The sequence below is a fragment of the Saccharothrix hoggarensis genome (assembly GCF_052936025.1).
In genome coordinates this window covers 3,385,617-3,399,408 of the sequence record NZ_CP193624.1, presented here as the reverse complement: position 1 = coordinate 3,399,408, position 13,792 = coordinate 3,385,617, and the positions used below count along the sequence as shown (strand labels likewise).

Genomic DNA, 13,792 nt, shown 5'->3' with positions numbered 1-13,792 from the left:
TGCCCCATCGGGGTGGGCACCGCTCGCGCGGCCTTCGCGGTCGGTCGTCCGGCGTCGTTACGGGGCCGGGTACTCCGCCACGTACACCGGCGCGCCGGTGTTGCTGTTGTCAGCCGGTCCGCCCACGCCGTTGACGACGTGGTCGATGGTGCCGGCGCTCAGGTTGACGGTCATGATGTGGTGCAGCTTGACGCCCTCGGTGGCGGGGACCTCGAAGCCGTTCTCCGTGTGGATGGACGGGTTGTTCTGGTTGAACACGTAGACGCCACCGCCGTAAAGGGTGTGGTCGCGCACGTGGTCGCCCACCTTGTAGCCCGCCCAGCCCTCGACGTCGCCCTTCATCCAGTCGGCCTGCGTCGGCGGGTCGTAGGGCAGCTCGTTCTGGTAGAGCACGACGGTGCCGCGCTCGCCGTTCCAGACGGTGTTGTGCCGCTGGAAGTGCTCGACGAACAGGCCGGTCGCGGTGACGTCGTCACCGTTCACGACGACGCCGGTGAGGCCGACGTTGGTGTTCCAGCGCTCGGTGTCGGTGAAGCCCTCGACGCCGTGGTCGGCCCGCCACACCCAGGTGTGGTCGATGAGGACGTTGTCGCTGTTGACCTCCAGCGCCGTCTCCACCTTGCCCACGTGCGGGCCGCCGACGCGGAAGTACACGTCGGACAGGGTCGTCGGGTTGGCCGGGTCGCTCGGGCGGTCGCCGTTCGGCTTGCCCACGCGCACCAGCACGGGCGAGGTCTCCAGGCCCGCGTCGACCGTGACGCCGGCGACGACGACACCGGGCACGTCGGCGACGTCCAGCGGGGTCGCGCCGTTGACGGCGGTCAGCGTGGCGTGGCCGATGCCGAGGACCACGGTGTCGGGGCGCTTGACCTCTGCTGCGGTCGATGTCGTACACGCCCGGCGTGATCAGCAGGTGCTTGCCGCGCGCGAGCTGGTTGTTGATGTCCTGCACCGAGTCCGCGGGCGTCGCCACGAAGAAGTCGGTCAGCGGGATGGTGCGGCCCGGCGTCATGCCGTCGGCCCACGACACGCCGCGGGTGTCGCGGCGCGCGGACGGGACGCGGACGTTGTACTCGCCCGAGCCGTCCACGAACAGGAACGGCTTCTCCCGGCTCAGCGGGGTGGTGTCGAGCGTGGTGTACGGCGGGGTCGGGAACGACGCGTCGTCCGGCGCGCCCTCGACGCCGGAGAACACCTGGTTCCACACGCCGTTCGACCAGCTGGTGACCTCGCTGTCACGGGTCAGCCACTGCTGCTGCGAGCCGTTGACGACCGACGGCATGCGGGAGTCGGCGATGAAGCCGCCGCTGGCGTACTGCGGGCCGGCGGTGCAGTAGTCCATGAGGGACAGCGTGCCGCTGGTGACGTTCAGGCGGCGCAGCGACACCGCCTGCGAGACGGCCCAGAAGTTGGCGGACGACCGGCACCCGTCCTGGCCGGCCGGGTTGATGTTGATGGTCAGGTTGCCGAGGGTGCGCCAGAAGTTGACCAGCGCGATGCAGTTGCCCGTGCCGCCGTCGGCCAGGCAGCGGTTGTAGACCTCCACCTTGCCGTTGATGACGACGTCCGTGGGCGAGGCGCCGAGGCCCGCGATCTCGGTGTAGTAGCCGACCTTGATGTGCAGCGGCTGCTCCGCCGTGCCGTAATGGCCGGGCTCGAAGAGGTAGGCGTACCGCTGCGCGCCCATCTCGTTGTCGACCTGGGCGGCGTGCGTGGCGTCGAGGGCCGCCTGGATCTCGCCGACCGGCATGCTCGGGTCGAAGACCTTGACGTTCACGCCGAGGTCCGACGTGCCGGGCCGGGGCGGGTCCGCGCTGACCGCGGGTGCGGTCGTCGTGGCGGTCGCGGCCAGGAGCAGGCCGAGAACGAGCACCCGCCCCAAGCGCGTGGGAGCGCTCTCTGGCCGTGCGTGGCGCTTCATCGTCATTGACAAGCCTCTGTGAGGAGTAGGAGCGCCGCGCCTGCCGACGGATGCGAGAGCGCTCTCACGAATCCGACCAGGTCAGGCACGGACGAAGTTTGGTTGGCTATTTTTACCCCCCGATCCGCTCCAGCGCCATGCCCAGTCCACCGCGAATCCGGAGCGAATCCGCGCGGGCACTCCACGCGACCCGGCGTCACGGCCGTTCCCGGTCGCCGGGCAGGGCCACGGCTCGCGGAGGTTCGACACCACCCTGGCAGAGTCCGAAACGTCCCCGCTCGGACCTCGTCGCCACTGCCCGCGCTCGCCGCCGCACGCCGCCACCTCGCCGACGACGGGGTGGTGGCGCTTGCCGGGACTGCTCTTGGAACGCGAGCCGGACCCGGCTACCGCGGCGTGCTCGGGTGGTCACCCTGGTCCTGCGCCCGACGCGCTAGAGCCCCAGCTCGCGCGGCAGCTTGTCCGGCGCGGCCACGATGTCCACCCTGGTGACGAGTCCGTTGTGGACGGTGAAGGAGCCGACGAACCTCGTCGCGGCGTCGGTGAGCGCGGCGAAACCGGGACCGCCGTTGACGGTGAGCGGCACGATCCGCTCCTCGACCAGCTTGCGCCGCACGCCGGTGAGGAAGTGGGCCACCCGGTCCGCGCCGAGGACCGGCCGCCGCGCCACGCCGACCAGGCCGCCGCCGTCGCTGGTCAGCAGCACGTCCGGGTCCAGCACGGCCAGGAGCCCTGACAAGTCGCCCTCGCCGACGGCGCGCACGAACGCGTCGACCGCGCGGCGGTGTTCCGCCGTCTCCACGTCGACCCGCGGCGCGCCGGCGGCGACGTGCGCCCGTGCCCGCACGGCCAGTTGCCGCACGGCCGCCGGGCTGCGGCCGACGACCTCCGCGACCTCCGGGAACGTCATCCCGAACACCTCGTGCAGCACCCACGTGGTGCGCTCGGCGGGGGTGAGGGTTTCGAGCACGATCATCAGCGCGAAGCTCACCGCGTCGTCCAGCGTCACCCGGTCGGCAGGGTCGTCCGCGCCATCCACGAGCGGTTCCGGCAGCCACGGGCCGACGTAGTCCACGCGCTGCACCCTCGCCGACCGGAGGACGTCCAGCGCCCGGCGGGCCACCGCCACCACGGCCCAGGCCTCGACGTCGCGGACGGGCTCCTGCTCGTCGGCCGCGGCGAGCCGCAGCCAGCAGTCCGACACGACGTCCTGCGCCTCCGCCAGGGTGCCGACCAGGGAGTACGCGACGCCGACCAGCCGCGGCCGGATGCGGGTGTACTCGTCGGCCAGCTCCACGAGCCGTTCCGACGCCGGAGCATCAGCGTCGGCGGGCTCAGCGCCGGTGTGGTCCCGGTCGGCCTGGTCCGGGTCGGCGTGATCGCTCACGGGCGCACCGACCGCAGGTACTCGGCGAACGTCTCCTTGCCCTCGGTGTACTCGCCCCGCGGGCACAGGCCGCCCGTGCCGAGGCCGGCGGGCCTCTCGTCCGCCTCCTCGACCACCAGGTCGTCACCCCGCCGCGCCACGACCTCGCGCGCCATGTCGACCAGCCGGAACCGCTCCGGCCCCGCGATCGGAGCGGCGTGCCCCTGCGGCTCGCCGACCGCCAGCTCCACCAGCCGCGCCGCGACTTCGGCGGTCGACACCGGCTGCGACAGCATGGGTGGCACGCGCGCCACCGGCCCCGACGCCCCCGCCAACACCTGCGACGGGAACTCGAAGAACTGGGTGGCGCGCAGCACCGTCCACGGCACCGGCCCGGCCGCCACCAGCGCCTCCTGGCGCCGCTTGCCGAAGTAGTGGTCGACGTCGACCACGTCGGCGCCCACGATCGACAGCACCACCAGGTGGCCGACACCGGCCCGCGCCGAGGCGTCGAGCAGGTGCCCGGTGACGTCGGTGAAGAACCGCTCCGCCGCCTCACGGCCCCACTCGGACGGGCTCGACACGTCGATCACCGCCTCGCACCCCGTCAGCGCCGCGTCGAGACCCTCACCAGTGGTGAGGTCGACCCCCCACGACCGGCTGAGCACCACCTCCTGGTGCCCGGTCCGCATCAACTCCTCGACCACCCTGCGCCCCGCGACGCCCGTACCGCCCGCAACCGCGACCTTCATCGTCGTCCTCCCTCGTGAGAACTTCCCGTGGACAGGACGATCGAGCGGGCGGGGTTGTGACACGCGGGCGTCAGTCCTTCCCGCGGGCCAGCCGGGACGGCCACCAGACGCGCCGGCCGACGTCCACCGCCAGCGCCGGCACCAGCAGGGACCGCACCACGAACGTGTCCAGCAGCACGCCGAACGCGACGATGAACGCGATCTGCGCGAGGAACAGGATGGGCAGCACGGCCAGCGCCGAGAACGTCGCCGCGAGCACCACGCCCGCCGACGTGATGACGCCGCCGGTGATGGTCAGCCCGCGCAGCACGCCCTCCCGCGTGCCCAGCTCGGCGGACTCCTCGCGGACCCGCGTCATCAGGAAGATGTTGTAGTCGATCCCCAGCGCCACCAGGAACACGAACCCGAACAGCGGCACCACCGGGTCGGCCCCCGGGAAGTCGAAGATCCCGTTGAACACCAGCGCCGCCACGCCCATGGTCGCGCCGAACGACAGCACCACCGTGGCGATGAGCAGCAACGGCGCGAGCAGCGAGCGCAGCAGCAGCGCCAGCACCAGGAAGATCACCAGGAGCACGATCGGGATGATGACCAGCCGGTCCCGCTCGGACGTGGTCTGCGTGTCCAACTGCGTGGCGGTGGGCCCGCCGACCTTGGCGTCGGCGTCCGGCACCGCGCGGACGGCCTCGCGCAGCCGTTGCACGGTCGCCAGCGCCGCCTCGGAGTCGGCCGGGTCGTCCAGCACGACGTCCAGCCGGACCAGGCCCGACGCCTCACCGGCCGGCCGCACCTCCGACACGCCCGGCACGTCCGCCGCCTCGGTCACCTCCGCCGCACGCGGCGCGCGGGCCAGCACCACCGTCGGCGCGCCCGTGCCGCCCGGGAAGTGCCGGGACAGCACCTCCTGCCCGGCGACCGACTCGACGTCGGTGAGGAACACGTCCGACTGGGCCGTGCCGGACGCCTTGAGCTGCGGCACGAACGCGACGCCGACGAGCAGCACCAGCGTGGTGAGGATCCAGGTGGCCCGCGGTCGGGCGGAGATCAGCCGCGCCACCCGCGCCCACAGGCCGCTCGCCTCCGGGTGCGCCGAGCCGAGCTTGGGCCGCCGCGGCCAGAACGCGGACCGGCCGAGCAGCACCAGCACGGCGGGCAGGAACGTCACCGAGGCCAGCAGGGCCGCGCCGATGCCGATGGCGGCCACCGGGCCGAGGCCCTTGTTCGAGTTCAGGTCGCTGAACAGCAGGCAGAGCACGCCGAGCACGACGGTGCCCGCCGACGCGGCGATCGGCTCGATGGTGGCCCGCCACGCCACCCGCATGGCCTCGAACCGGTCCTCGGTGTCGCGCAGCTCCTCGCGGAACCGCGACACCAGCAGCAACGCGTAGTCCGTCGCCGCCCCGAAGACCAGGATGAACAGGATGCCCTGGCTCTGGCCGTTGAGGTCGAGCACGCCGTTGTCGGCGAGCAGGTACACGGCGAGGCTGGCCACGCCGAGCGCGAACACCCCGGACAGCAGCACCACGAGCGGCAGCAGGGGGCTGCGGTAGACCAGCACGAGGATCAGCGCCACCACCGCTCCCGCGACCAGGAGCAGCAGGCCGTCGATGCCGCCGAACGCCTCCTTCAGGTCGGCGACCTGCGCGGCGGGGCCGGTGACGAGCACGGTGAGCCCGTCCGGCGGGTCGGTCAGCTTCGCCCGGATGTCCTCCACGGCGCCCGCCGGGTCGCCGGGGTCGACCGCGATGACCACCTGGGCGGCCTGGTCGTCGCGGTTCGACGGGATCACCGGCGACGCCTCGCCCGGGAAACCCCGGTTGCCCAGGTACTCGCGGTCGGCCGGGGTGAGGCCGGAGGGGCGTTCGGCGACCACGATCGCGGGCAAGCCTCGCGCGTCGCCGAACGCCCGGACCTGTTCCGAGACCTCGGTGGCCTCGGCGGAGGCGGGCAGGAACGCGGTGCTGTCGTTGACCGCGACCTCGCTCAGCTTGCCCGCGAACGGGCCGGAGAACCCGCCGAGCGCCAGCCACGCGACCGTCACGAGCGCGGGAAGCAGCCAACGGGTGCGGGGGCGGGTCGCGTCCACGGGAGAATGACCTCCGAAACCACTTAGTTCGATGACCGGATATTTCGACCATCGAAACAATACGGGAGGGCACATGGTCGACAACTCGGCCCTCGTCAGGTTGCTCCGGCAGCTCACGGTCGAAACCGACCGGTTCGCGGAGATGTTCGGCGAGAAGCAGGGGATGCACCGCACCGACCTCAACGCGCTCGCGGTGATCATGGACGCGAGGTGGTCCGGCGAGCCGATGTCGCCGAGCCGGCTGGCCGCCGCGCTGCACCTGAGCGCGTCCGCGACGACGTCCGTGCTCGACCGGCTGGAGGCGTCCGGGCACGTCGAGCGCGTCCGGAGCCCGCACGACCGGCGCAAGGTCGAGCTGCGCGTCCCCGACAAGGCGCTGGAGCTGGGCCGCCGCTTCTTCGTCCCGCTCGACGAGGCGTTCACCCGCGCGTGGGAGGGGTTCGACGACGCGGACCGCGAGGTCGTGGCGCGGTTCCTGGCCGCGAGCATCGACGCGACCGTGGCGGTGCGGGCGGGCCTGGCCTCGCCACCGCGTCACGAGTGATCTTCACCTCGTCGGGGAAGTGCGCCGAACGGACAAAATTCACCCGGTGTGGAAAAGATTTCGCTACGCTCGGACCAGTGCGAATCCTCTTCTCCAGCCTCGGAGCCCACGGCCACACGTACCCCCTGATCCCGCTCGCGATCGCCGCGCGCGAGGCGGGACACGACGTCACCTTCGTCACCGGCGTGGCGTTCGCCGGCGCGTTAACCCGGCACGGCGTCGACCACGTCGCCGGCGGACTGGACCTGCGCGAGGCGTTCGAGTCCGCGTTCGGCGGCGCCGAGGGAGTCCAGGCGCAGGAAGTGCGGCCCGAGCAGATCGCGTTCCTCTTCGGTGACGTGCTGCCGCGCCGCTTCGCCGCCGACGTCGCGCCGGTCATCGCCGACCGCAAGCCCGACCTGGTCGTGCACGAGGTGGGCAACCCCGGCGCCGGCCTGGCCGCACGCGTCGCGGACGTGCCCGCGGTGTGCCACTCGTTCGGCCGCGCGTGGCAGGCCGAGGAACTCGGCGGCGTCGTCCTCGACCACCTGTCCGCCGTCGCCGCCGACCTCGGCGTGGACCTGCCGGGCGAGGCCCCCATGACCCTCGGCAACCCCTACCTCGACATCTGCCCGCCCTCGGTGCAGGACCCGGTGTTCCTGGCGACGGCGACGGACCGGATCGAGCTGCGGCCGGTGCCGTTCGCCGAGCCGGGTGAGCTGCCGGCCTGGGTCCTCGAACACCGCGAACCGGTTGTCTACCTGACGCTGGGCACCGCGTTCGGCGAGGCGGGCGTGTTGCGCACGGCCGTCGCCGGGCTCGCCAGGCTGGACGCCCGCGTGCTCGTGGCCGCCGGACCGACCGTGGACATCGCCGCGCTCGGCGACCTGCCCGCCAACGTGGACGTGCGGGCGTGGGTGCCGCAGGCCGACCTCCTGCCGCACGTCGACCTCGTCGTGCACCACGGCGGCAGCGGCACGACGCTGGGCACGTTCGGCGCGGGCGTGCCGCAACTCCTCCTGCCGCAGGGTGCCGACCAGTTCGACAACGCGGACGCGGTGGTCACGGCGGGCCTGGGCGACCGGTTGATCGGCGCGGACGTGACCGCCGAGGCGATCACCGCCACCGCCCGGCGCCTGCTCGCCGACGAGGCCGTGCGCGACGCGGCGAAGGCGATCGCCGCCGAGGTGGCCGCCATGCCGTCGCCGCACGACGTGGCCCGCCGGCTGCCCCACTACGCGTGACCCACTGCTCCTGACCCACTGCACCTGATCCCCGCCTCGTGCCCGGTCCCCGTCGGGCACGAGGTGCTTAACACGTAAGCCGGACCACTCGTCGCAGTACTCACACCGCTCGTCGTGGTCTGCTTGACCGGTTAATTTGATCGCTGCCACGGTCGGCCTCGCCAGCACTGACGACCGGCGTTGGGAGACCTTCATGGCAAGGCACGTGGGGAAGTTGGCCGTGATCGCGGCCCTCGTGGCGACCGCGGCGGTGCAACCGGCCGCTGCCGCGCACGGCAAGCCCTGGGTGGCCGGCTGGGCGGCGAGTCCCGTGGTGGGCAGCGAGATCCCGTGGAGCGACTGCCCGGCGGGCCGCGGGCTGGAGGACCAGACCGTGCGCAACGTCGTGTTCCTCAGCGCCGGCGGGGAGTCGGTGCGGGTGCGGCTGACCAACGCGTTCGGCGCCACGCCGTTGCAGGTGGGGCGGGCGTCGGTCGCGGTCCAGGCGGAGGGTGACGCGGCCGTGCCCGGCACGCTGCGCACGCTGACGTTCCAAGGCCGGCGGGCCGTCACCGTGCCCGCCGGCCGGGAGGTCTTCAGCGACCCGGTGCGGCTGGACGTGAAGGCGCTGTCCACGTTGCTGGTCAGCGCGTACGTGCCGCACGCCACCGGACCGCTGACCAACCACCCGTTCACCGCGCAGGGCAACTACCTGGCGTCGGGCGACCGGACCGGCGCGCTGTCCGGCGGGTTCCAGGGCACGCCGTGCTGGATGGTCGTGAACGGCGTGGACGTCGCGCCCGCCAAGCGCGTCGCCGGGACGGTGGTGGCGTTCGGCGACTCGATCACCGACACCGCCGCCACCACCGGCAACACCAACCGCCGCTGGCCGGACTTCCTGGCCCGGCGGCTCGACGCGGTGCCCGGCCGGACCCTGTCCGTGGTGAACGCGGGACTGGGCGGCAACCGCCTCATCGCCGACCGCGACGAGCCGTACTGGGGCGTAGCGGGCGTCACGCGCGTGCAGCGGGACGTGCTGTCGCAGACCGGGGTGAAGGCCGTGATCCTGCTGGAGGCGGTCAACGACATCGGCTACAGCGCGTCGGCGGAGAACCTGATCGCGGGTCACCGCAACGTGATCGCGCAGGCGCGGGCCGCGGGCGTGAAGGTGTACGGCGGCACGGTGCTGCCGTTCAAGGGCTCGTTCATCTGGACGGAGGAGCGGGAGGCGACCTGGCGGGCGCTGAACGACTGGATCCGGACGTCGGGCGAGTTCGACGGCGTGGTCGACTTCGCCGCCGCGACGGCCGTCCCCGGCGACCCGGCCACCCTGAACCCGGCCTATGACAGCGGCGACCACCTGCACCCGATCGACGCGGGCACGGAAGCCATGGCGAACGCCGTCGACCTGGCGATGCTGCTGGAGCGCTGATACTCCCGTGCCGTCCGGGGATTCCTCGACACCCCGGACGGCACGGCGGCACACGGCACGGCGGCACCACACCCGGCGGCACGGTGCACAGGCACGCGGCGCAACGGCACGCGGTGGCACGGAGAACGGGCGACCCGGCCGGCCACCCCGCGTCAGCGGAACGGGGCGGTGACGCAGGCGACCCGGCCGCCGGCACTGCCCGCGCGGCCCGCCTCGGTCTCCGTGTGCGGCTGCTCGTGCAGCACGATCGACGCCGGCACCCGGTCGCCGAACGTGAACGGCACCGTGGTCTCCGCCGTGCCGTTGCCCTGCCGGTCGGTGGCCAGGTCGAGCCAGATCTCGTTCTGCGGGTTGGCGTACGCGGGGTCGACGGAGGGCCGTTCCGGGGTCGCCGCGGGGTCGACCTCGTGCTGGTAGTGCGGCCCGGCGTCGGTGCCCTTCGGCCCGCACGGGTCGGTGTGCGCGTGGACGGCGTAGCCGCGGTCCGGCTGGAGGCGGTCGGCGGTCAGGCGGACGGTCGTCCTGCCCTCACCCTCGACCACCTCCAGCTCCAGCTGCGCGCCGATGGGCGCGGCGGTCGGGTCGTAGGTGAACGCCGTCTCCGCCGCGTCGACCTCCGCCAGCACCCCGGTCTGCCGGGTGTTGACCTCCGACGGCCCGGTGTCCGTCGCGCCGCTGCCGGCGCACCCCGCCGCCGCGACGAGCGCGGCGACGACGATGACGATGCGCATGCCGATTCCCTTCCACGGCCGCTGGGACGCCGAGCGACTACCCCCGCGCCCCGCCGTGAAACCGGACGACACCCGAACGTCATCGCCGAACCACCCGGCCGGGTGGTTCGGCGATGACCACCACCGCGGCGGGAAGCCCCGAACCGAAGAGGGCCGCGGGCGCGGCGACCGGAAAGGCCTGCGGCACACCGGGAACGGGAGGGTTCGATGAACACCCGTGCGCTTCTGGCCGTCCTCGCCTGCACCGCGGCGTTCCACGCGCCGACCGCCCTCGCGGCGGACGGGTCGCCCACCGCCGTCACGTGCGGCACGACGGCGGAGGACCGCGCCACCACCCGCAGCGAGGCGTTGGCGCGGTCGCAGTCGTGGCTCGACGCGCAGGTCCCGTACAGCCAGGACGCGTGTCACGAGAACGCCTACGGCAGCTACCGCACCGACTGCTCCGGGTACGTGTCGATGGCCTGGGGCCTCAGCCACTCCCGCACCACGGTGACGTTGCGCGAGGTGTCCACCGCGATCGCCCACGCCGAGCTGATGCCGGGTGACGCGCTCGTCAACTCCTACCACGCCGCGCTGTTCGTGCGCTGGGCCGACGCGGCGAAGTCGGAGCCGGTCGTGCGCGAGCAGACCGGCCCCGACGGCGCGCCGCCCGTCGAACGCGCGTGGCGGGCGGCCACGGCGGCGGACTACACCGCCGTGCGCTACCACCGGATCGTCGAGGGCTGATCCGTCGTCACAGCGCCTGGCAGCGGTTCCCGTTGAGGGTGAACGCGGTCGGCTTGCCGTTGGCGCCCGACCACTTGCCGATGAACCCGAACGTCACCGAGCCGCCGGGCGGGATGGTGCCGTTCCAGGACGCGTTGCGGACGCTCACCGCGGCCCCGTTCTGCGTGTGGACGCCGTTCCACAGCTGGCTGATCTGCTGACCGTCCGCAAAGGACCAGCCGACCGTCCACGGCGAGATGGGGCCCGACCCGCGGTTGACGACGCGGACCTCACCCTGGAAGCCGCCCTGCCACTGGCTGACGGTCGTGTAGGCGACCGCGCACGGCGCCGGCGGCAACGTGAGCGTGACGGTCGTCGTCGTGGACGTCGTCGTGGACGTCGTGGTCGTGGTCGTGGTGGTCTGGCCGATCCGGCTCGGGTCCACCACGCCCCAGTAGGCGTCCTTCGCCTGCAGGCGCGTGTCGAACAGGAGCGGGTGGTCCTTGCGGGTCACCGGGAACGAGTCCAGCCACGTGCCGTCGTCGGCGAGGCCCCACAGCGTCACCGAGCTGATCTTGTCGGAGTACCGCTTGTACAGGGCGAACAGGTCGCGGTAGCGGTAGGCCTGGGTGAGCAGCACGTCGCGCGGCGGGGTCGGGTACGACTGGCTGTTGTCGGTGTAGATCGAGATGTCCATCTCGGTGATCTGCTGGTCCACGCCCAGCGGCGCGAACTTCGCCAGCATCGCCTCGGTCTCCGCGACCGACGGCCACTGCACGTTGATGTGCATCTGGTGGCCCACCGCGTCGATCGGCACGCCCTCGGCGCGCAGCTTGACCACCAGGTCGTACAGCTTGTCGCGCTTGGACGGGACGTTCGTGTTGTAGTCGTTGATCACGAGCTGGGCGTCGGGCGCGACCTCGCGCGCCACCCGGAACGCGGTGCGGAGGTAGTCCAGCCCGGTGAGCTCGAACCACTTGCTGCGCCGCAGGCCGTCGGGCTGGCTCTCGTCGATGACCTCGTTCACCACGTCCCACACCGGGATGTCGGCGCCGTAGTGGCCGACGACGGCGCGGATGTGCGCGTCGAGGCGGGCGAGCACGAGCGCCTTGCTCTCCGGCGTCGCCGTCAGGTCGTTGCCCGCCGCGTCCCGGAACACCCACGCCGGGGTCTGCTGGTGCCAGACCAGCGTGTGCCCGCGCACGGCCGTGCCGTTGGCCTTGGCCCACGTGACGAGCGCGTCCGCGTCGGCGAAGCGGAACGTGCCCTCGGACGGCTCCGTGGCGTCCCACTTGAGCGCGTTGCCGGGGGTGATCGAGTTGAAGTGCTTGGCGAGCAACTGCCCGTGGTTGTTGAGCGTTTGCGCGCCCTCGACCGCCGCGCCCACGGCGAAGTGGTCCGCCAGCACGTCCTTCACCGACGGGATGTCCGTCTGGATCGGCGGCAGCGGCGTGTAGGACATGCCGAAGTCGTCGATGTGGAACGACGTCGTGGCGCCGGTCGCCTCGACGTACACGGCGAGGAAGTCGACGTCGTGGGCGAGCGTGTAGGTGCCGCGCAGGTTGACCCAGCCGTCCGCGGTCACGGCGGTGTCGCCGACGACCTGGTCGTAGCTCGGCGTGCCGGCGGTGCGCCGCTCGACCGACAGGCGGGCCTGCGTCGCCGCCTCGCCCGCCGCGAGGCGCACCCAGACCGACAGGTCGTAGCGGATGCCCTTGCGCACGTCGTCGAGCACGTCGAGGGTGGGCCCCTGCCAGCCCTGCGTGCGGCCGGTGACGGCGAGGCTGTGCGTGCCGCCGCGCGCGACGGCGGTGCTCGGCGCGACCACCTCGGAGGCGCGGGAGGTCCAGCCCTGGGCCGTGCCGTCGTCGAACGTGCTCGACACGACGACCACCGGCTCGTCGGCCGCGACCGCTCGCGGGCTCGCGTGCACCGCCATCGTGACCAGGCCGGCCACGACCGAGGTCGCGAGCACACCGGCGAGAACTCTCCTCATCGAGAATCCCTCTTCCCGTCGGGCGCGCTCCGGGAGCGCTCCCAGAGCCTTCTCGCCGGGACTATAGGGAGCCTTGTCCGGTGCCGGCCGGCCGCCGTTCAGCCCAACCGGCCGGCGCCGGGACGGTCACTCGCAGCCGATGCCGTCGTTGTCGTTGCCGTCGAGGCCGTAGATGTCCGTGCCGATGATGCGGACCGGTCCGCGCACGTAGGCGGGGCCGTTGCCGCTGCCGCCCGCGCAGTCGACGTCGGACGCGATGGGCACGCAGCCGTCGTAGTTCGGGTCGCACTTGGGGGCGGGCGCGGGCGCCGGCGGCGGGGGCGGAGGCGCCTGGGTCGCGGGCTTCGTCGTCGTCTTCACGGCGGGCGGCGCGACGGGAGCCGGGGCCACGGTCGTGGTGGTGGTCGTCGTCGTGGTGGTCGTGGTGGTGGTCGTCGTGGTCGTGGTCGGGACGGTGGTGGTCGTGCGCGGAGCCGTGGTCGTCGTGGTGGTCGTGGCGGTGCCGAGGTCGGCCGCCGTGTTCGTCGACGACGGCGGGTCGTCGTTGTCCGTCAACGCGCCGATGAGGACGAACACGAAGACCACGGCGGCGGCGGCGATCCACATCGGACGGCGGGACGCCTTCGGCGCCGCCGGGTGCGCCACGGGGACGGCTGTCGGGTGCGCCACGGGGACGATGCCCTCGGCGTCGCGCGGGAGGCGGAGCACGATCTCCAGCCCGCGGGCGCCCTGCTGCACGAACGCCTCGCAGCCGGGCCGGCCGCCCTGCGCCGTCACCTGGGCGAGCAGCCCCGCGTACCGGCGCGACATCAGGTAGGTCAGCTCGCCGACCCGGTAGCCGTCGAGGCGGACCTCGATCGCGGCCTCGCCCCGGTACTTCCCCGCGCCGATGGTGCACCAGGCCAGTTCGACGGCGACCTGCCGGTGCGAGCCCGGCGCGACGGGGTACCGGGACAACACGGCCTGGTGGTGCTCCTCCCGCGTGACGGTGACGGGCACTTCACCGGGTAACAGCACCAGACCCGCCGACGAGTTCTCGTTCACGACCCACTCCTGA

At 72.8% G+C, this 13,792-nt stretch carries 13 protein-coding genes; 6 read left to right on the top strand and 7 right to left on the bottom strand.

All coding sequences use genetic code 11. The annotated features are described in order from the left end of the window. Nucleotides 1–57: 57 nt before the first annotated feature. The gene (locus tag ACRAKH_RS15710; RefSeq protein ID WP_380723070.1) at nt 58–852 is read right to left on the bottom strand and encodes a hypothetical protein; all 795 of its coding nucleotides are present in this window, start codon (nt 850–852) and stop codon (nt 58–60) included. A 32-nt stretch (nt 853–884) separates the two neighbouring features. Between ACRAKH_RS15710 and ACRAKH_RS15705 the strand changes: the two genes are divergently transcribed. Both ACRAKH_RS15705 and ACRAKH_RS15700 read left to right on the top strand, forming a co-directional pair. Continuing rightward, nucleotides 885–1,337 carry a hypothetical protein gene (locus ACRAKH_RS15705; protein WP_380723072.1) on the top strand — a complete coding sequence of 151 codons (453 nt, stop codon included), beginning with the start codon at nt 885–887 and terminating at the stop codon, nt 1,335–1,337. A gap of 3 nt (nt 1,338–1,340) precedes the next feature. Further along, nucleotides 1,341–1,538 (top strand): hypothetical protein, encoded by a 198-nt coding sequence (locus tag ACRAKH_RS15700; protein ID WP_380723074.1) that lies wholly within the window; start codon nt 1,341–1,343, stop codon nt 1,536–1,538. 816 nt (nt 1,539–2,354) lie between these two features. On the opposite strand, the gene sigJ is transcribed toward ACRAKH_RS15700, so the two are convergent. From sigJ to ACRAKH_RS15685, 3 genes are all read right to left on the bottom strand, one after another. Further along, nucleotides 2,355–3,308, bottom strand: a complete 954-nt coding sequence (gene sigJ / locus ACRAKH_RS15695; RefSeq protein WP_380723076.1) for an RNA polymerase sigma factor SigJ — start codon at nt 3,306–3,308, stop codon at nt 2,355–2,357. Further along, nucleotides 3,305–4,039, bottom strand: a complete 735-nt coding sequence (locus tag ACRAKH_RS15690; protein WP_380723078.1) for an SDR family oxidoreductase — start codon at nt 4,037–4,039, stop codon at nt 3,305–3,307. The genes sigJ and ACRAKH_RS15690 overlap by 4 nt, the downstream gene beginning before the upstream one ends. Before the next feature lie 70 nt (nt 4,040–4,109). Then, nucleotides 4,110–6,125 (bottom strand): MMPL family transporter, encoded by a 2,016-nt coding sequence (locus tag ACRAKH_RS15685; RefSeq protein WP_380723080.1) that lies wholly within the window; start codon nt 6,123–6,125, stop codon nt 4,110–4,112. Between the two features lie 73 nt (nt 6,126–6,198). Between ACRAKH_RS15685 and ACRAKH_RS15680 the strand changes: the two genes are divergently transcribed. From ACRAKH_RS15680 to ACRAKH_RS15670, 3 genes are all read left to right on the top strand, one after another. Continuing rightward, complete coding sequence (locus ACRAKH_RS15680) at nt 6,199–6,669, top strand: MarR family winged helix-turn-helix transcriptional regulator (protein ID WP_380723082.1); 471 nt, start codon at nt 6,199–6,201, stop codon at nt 6,667–6,669. A 77-nt stretch (nt 6,670–6,746) separates the two neighbouring features. Next, nucleotides 6,747–7,892 carry a glycosyltransferase gene (locus ACRAKH_RS15675; protein WP_380723084.1) on the top strand — a complete coding sequence of 382 codons (1,146 nt, stop codon included), beginning with the start codon at nt 6,747–6,749 and terminating at the stop codon, nt 7,890–7,892. A gap of 193 nt (nt 7,893–8,085) precedes the next feature. Beyond that, nucleotides 8,086–9,303 (top strand): SGNH/GDSL hydrolase family protein, encoded by a 1,218-nt coding sequence (locus ACRAKH_RS15670; RefSeq protein ID WP_380723086.1) that lies wholly within the window; start codon nt 8,086–8,088, stop codon nt 9,301–9,303. A 152-nt stretch (nt 9,304–9,455) separates the two neighbouring features. On the opposite strand, the gene ACRAKH_RS15665 is transcribed toward ACRAKH_RS15670, so the two are convergent. Then, the gene (locus tag ACRAKH_RS15665; protein WP_380723088.1) at nt 9,456–10,034 is read right to left on the bottom strand and encodes a superoxide dismutase; all 579 of its coding nucleotides are present in this window, start codon (nt 10,032–10,034) and stop codon (nt 9,456–9,458) included. A gap of 207 nt (nt 10,035–10,241) precedes the next feature. Between ACRAKH_RS15665 and ACRAKH_RS15660 the strand changes: the two genes are divergently transcribed. Then, nucleotides 10,242–10,760: a hypothetical protein gene (locus ACRAKH_RS15660; protein WP_380723090.1), complete on the top strand. Its 519-nt coding sequence runs from the start codon at nt 10,242–10,244 to the stop codon at nt 10,758–10,760. Between the two features lie 7 nt (nt 10,761–10,767). Here ACRAKH_RS15660 and ACRAKH_RS15655 read toward each other — a convergent pair whose 3' ends face one another. Then, a complete protein-coding gene (locus ACRAKH_RS15655) occupies nt 10,768–12,735 on the bottom strand; it encodes an endo-1,4-beta-xylanase (protein WP_380723092.1) in 1,968 nt (655 codons plus the stop codon). 126 nt (nt 12,736–12,861) lie between these two features. Further along, entirely contained in the window at nt 12,862–13,779 is a 918-nt protein-coding gene (locus tag ACRAKH_RS15650) for a hypothetical protein (protein ID WP_380723094.1), read from the bottom strand. Nucleotides 13,780–13,792 lie beyond the last annotated feature (13 nt).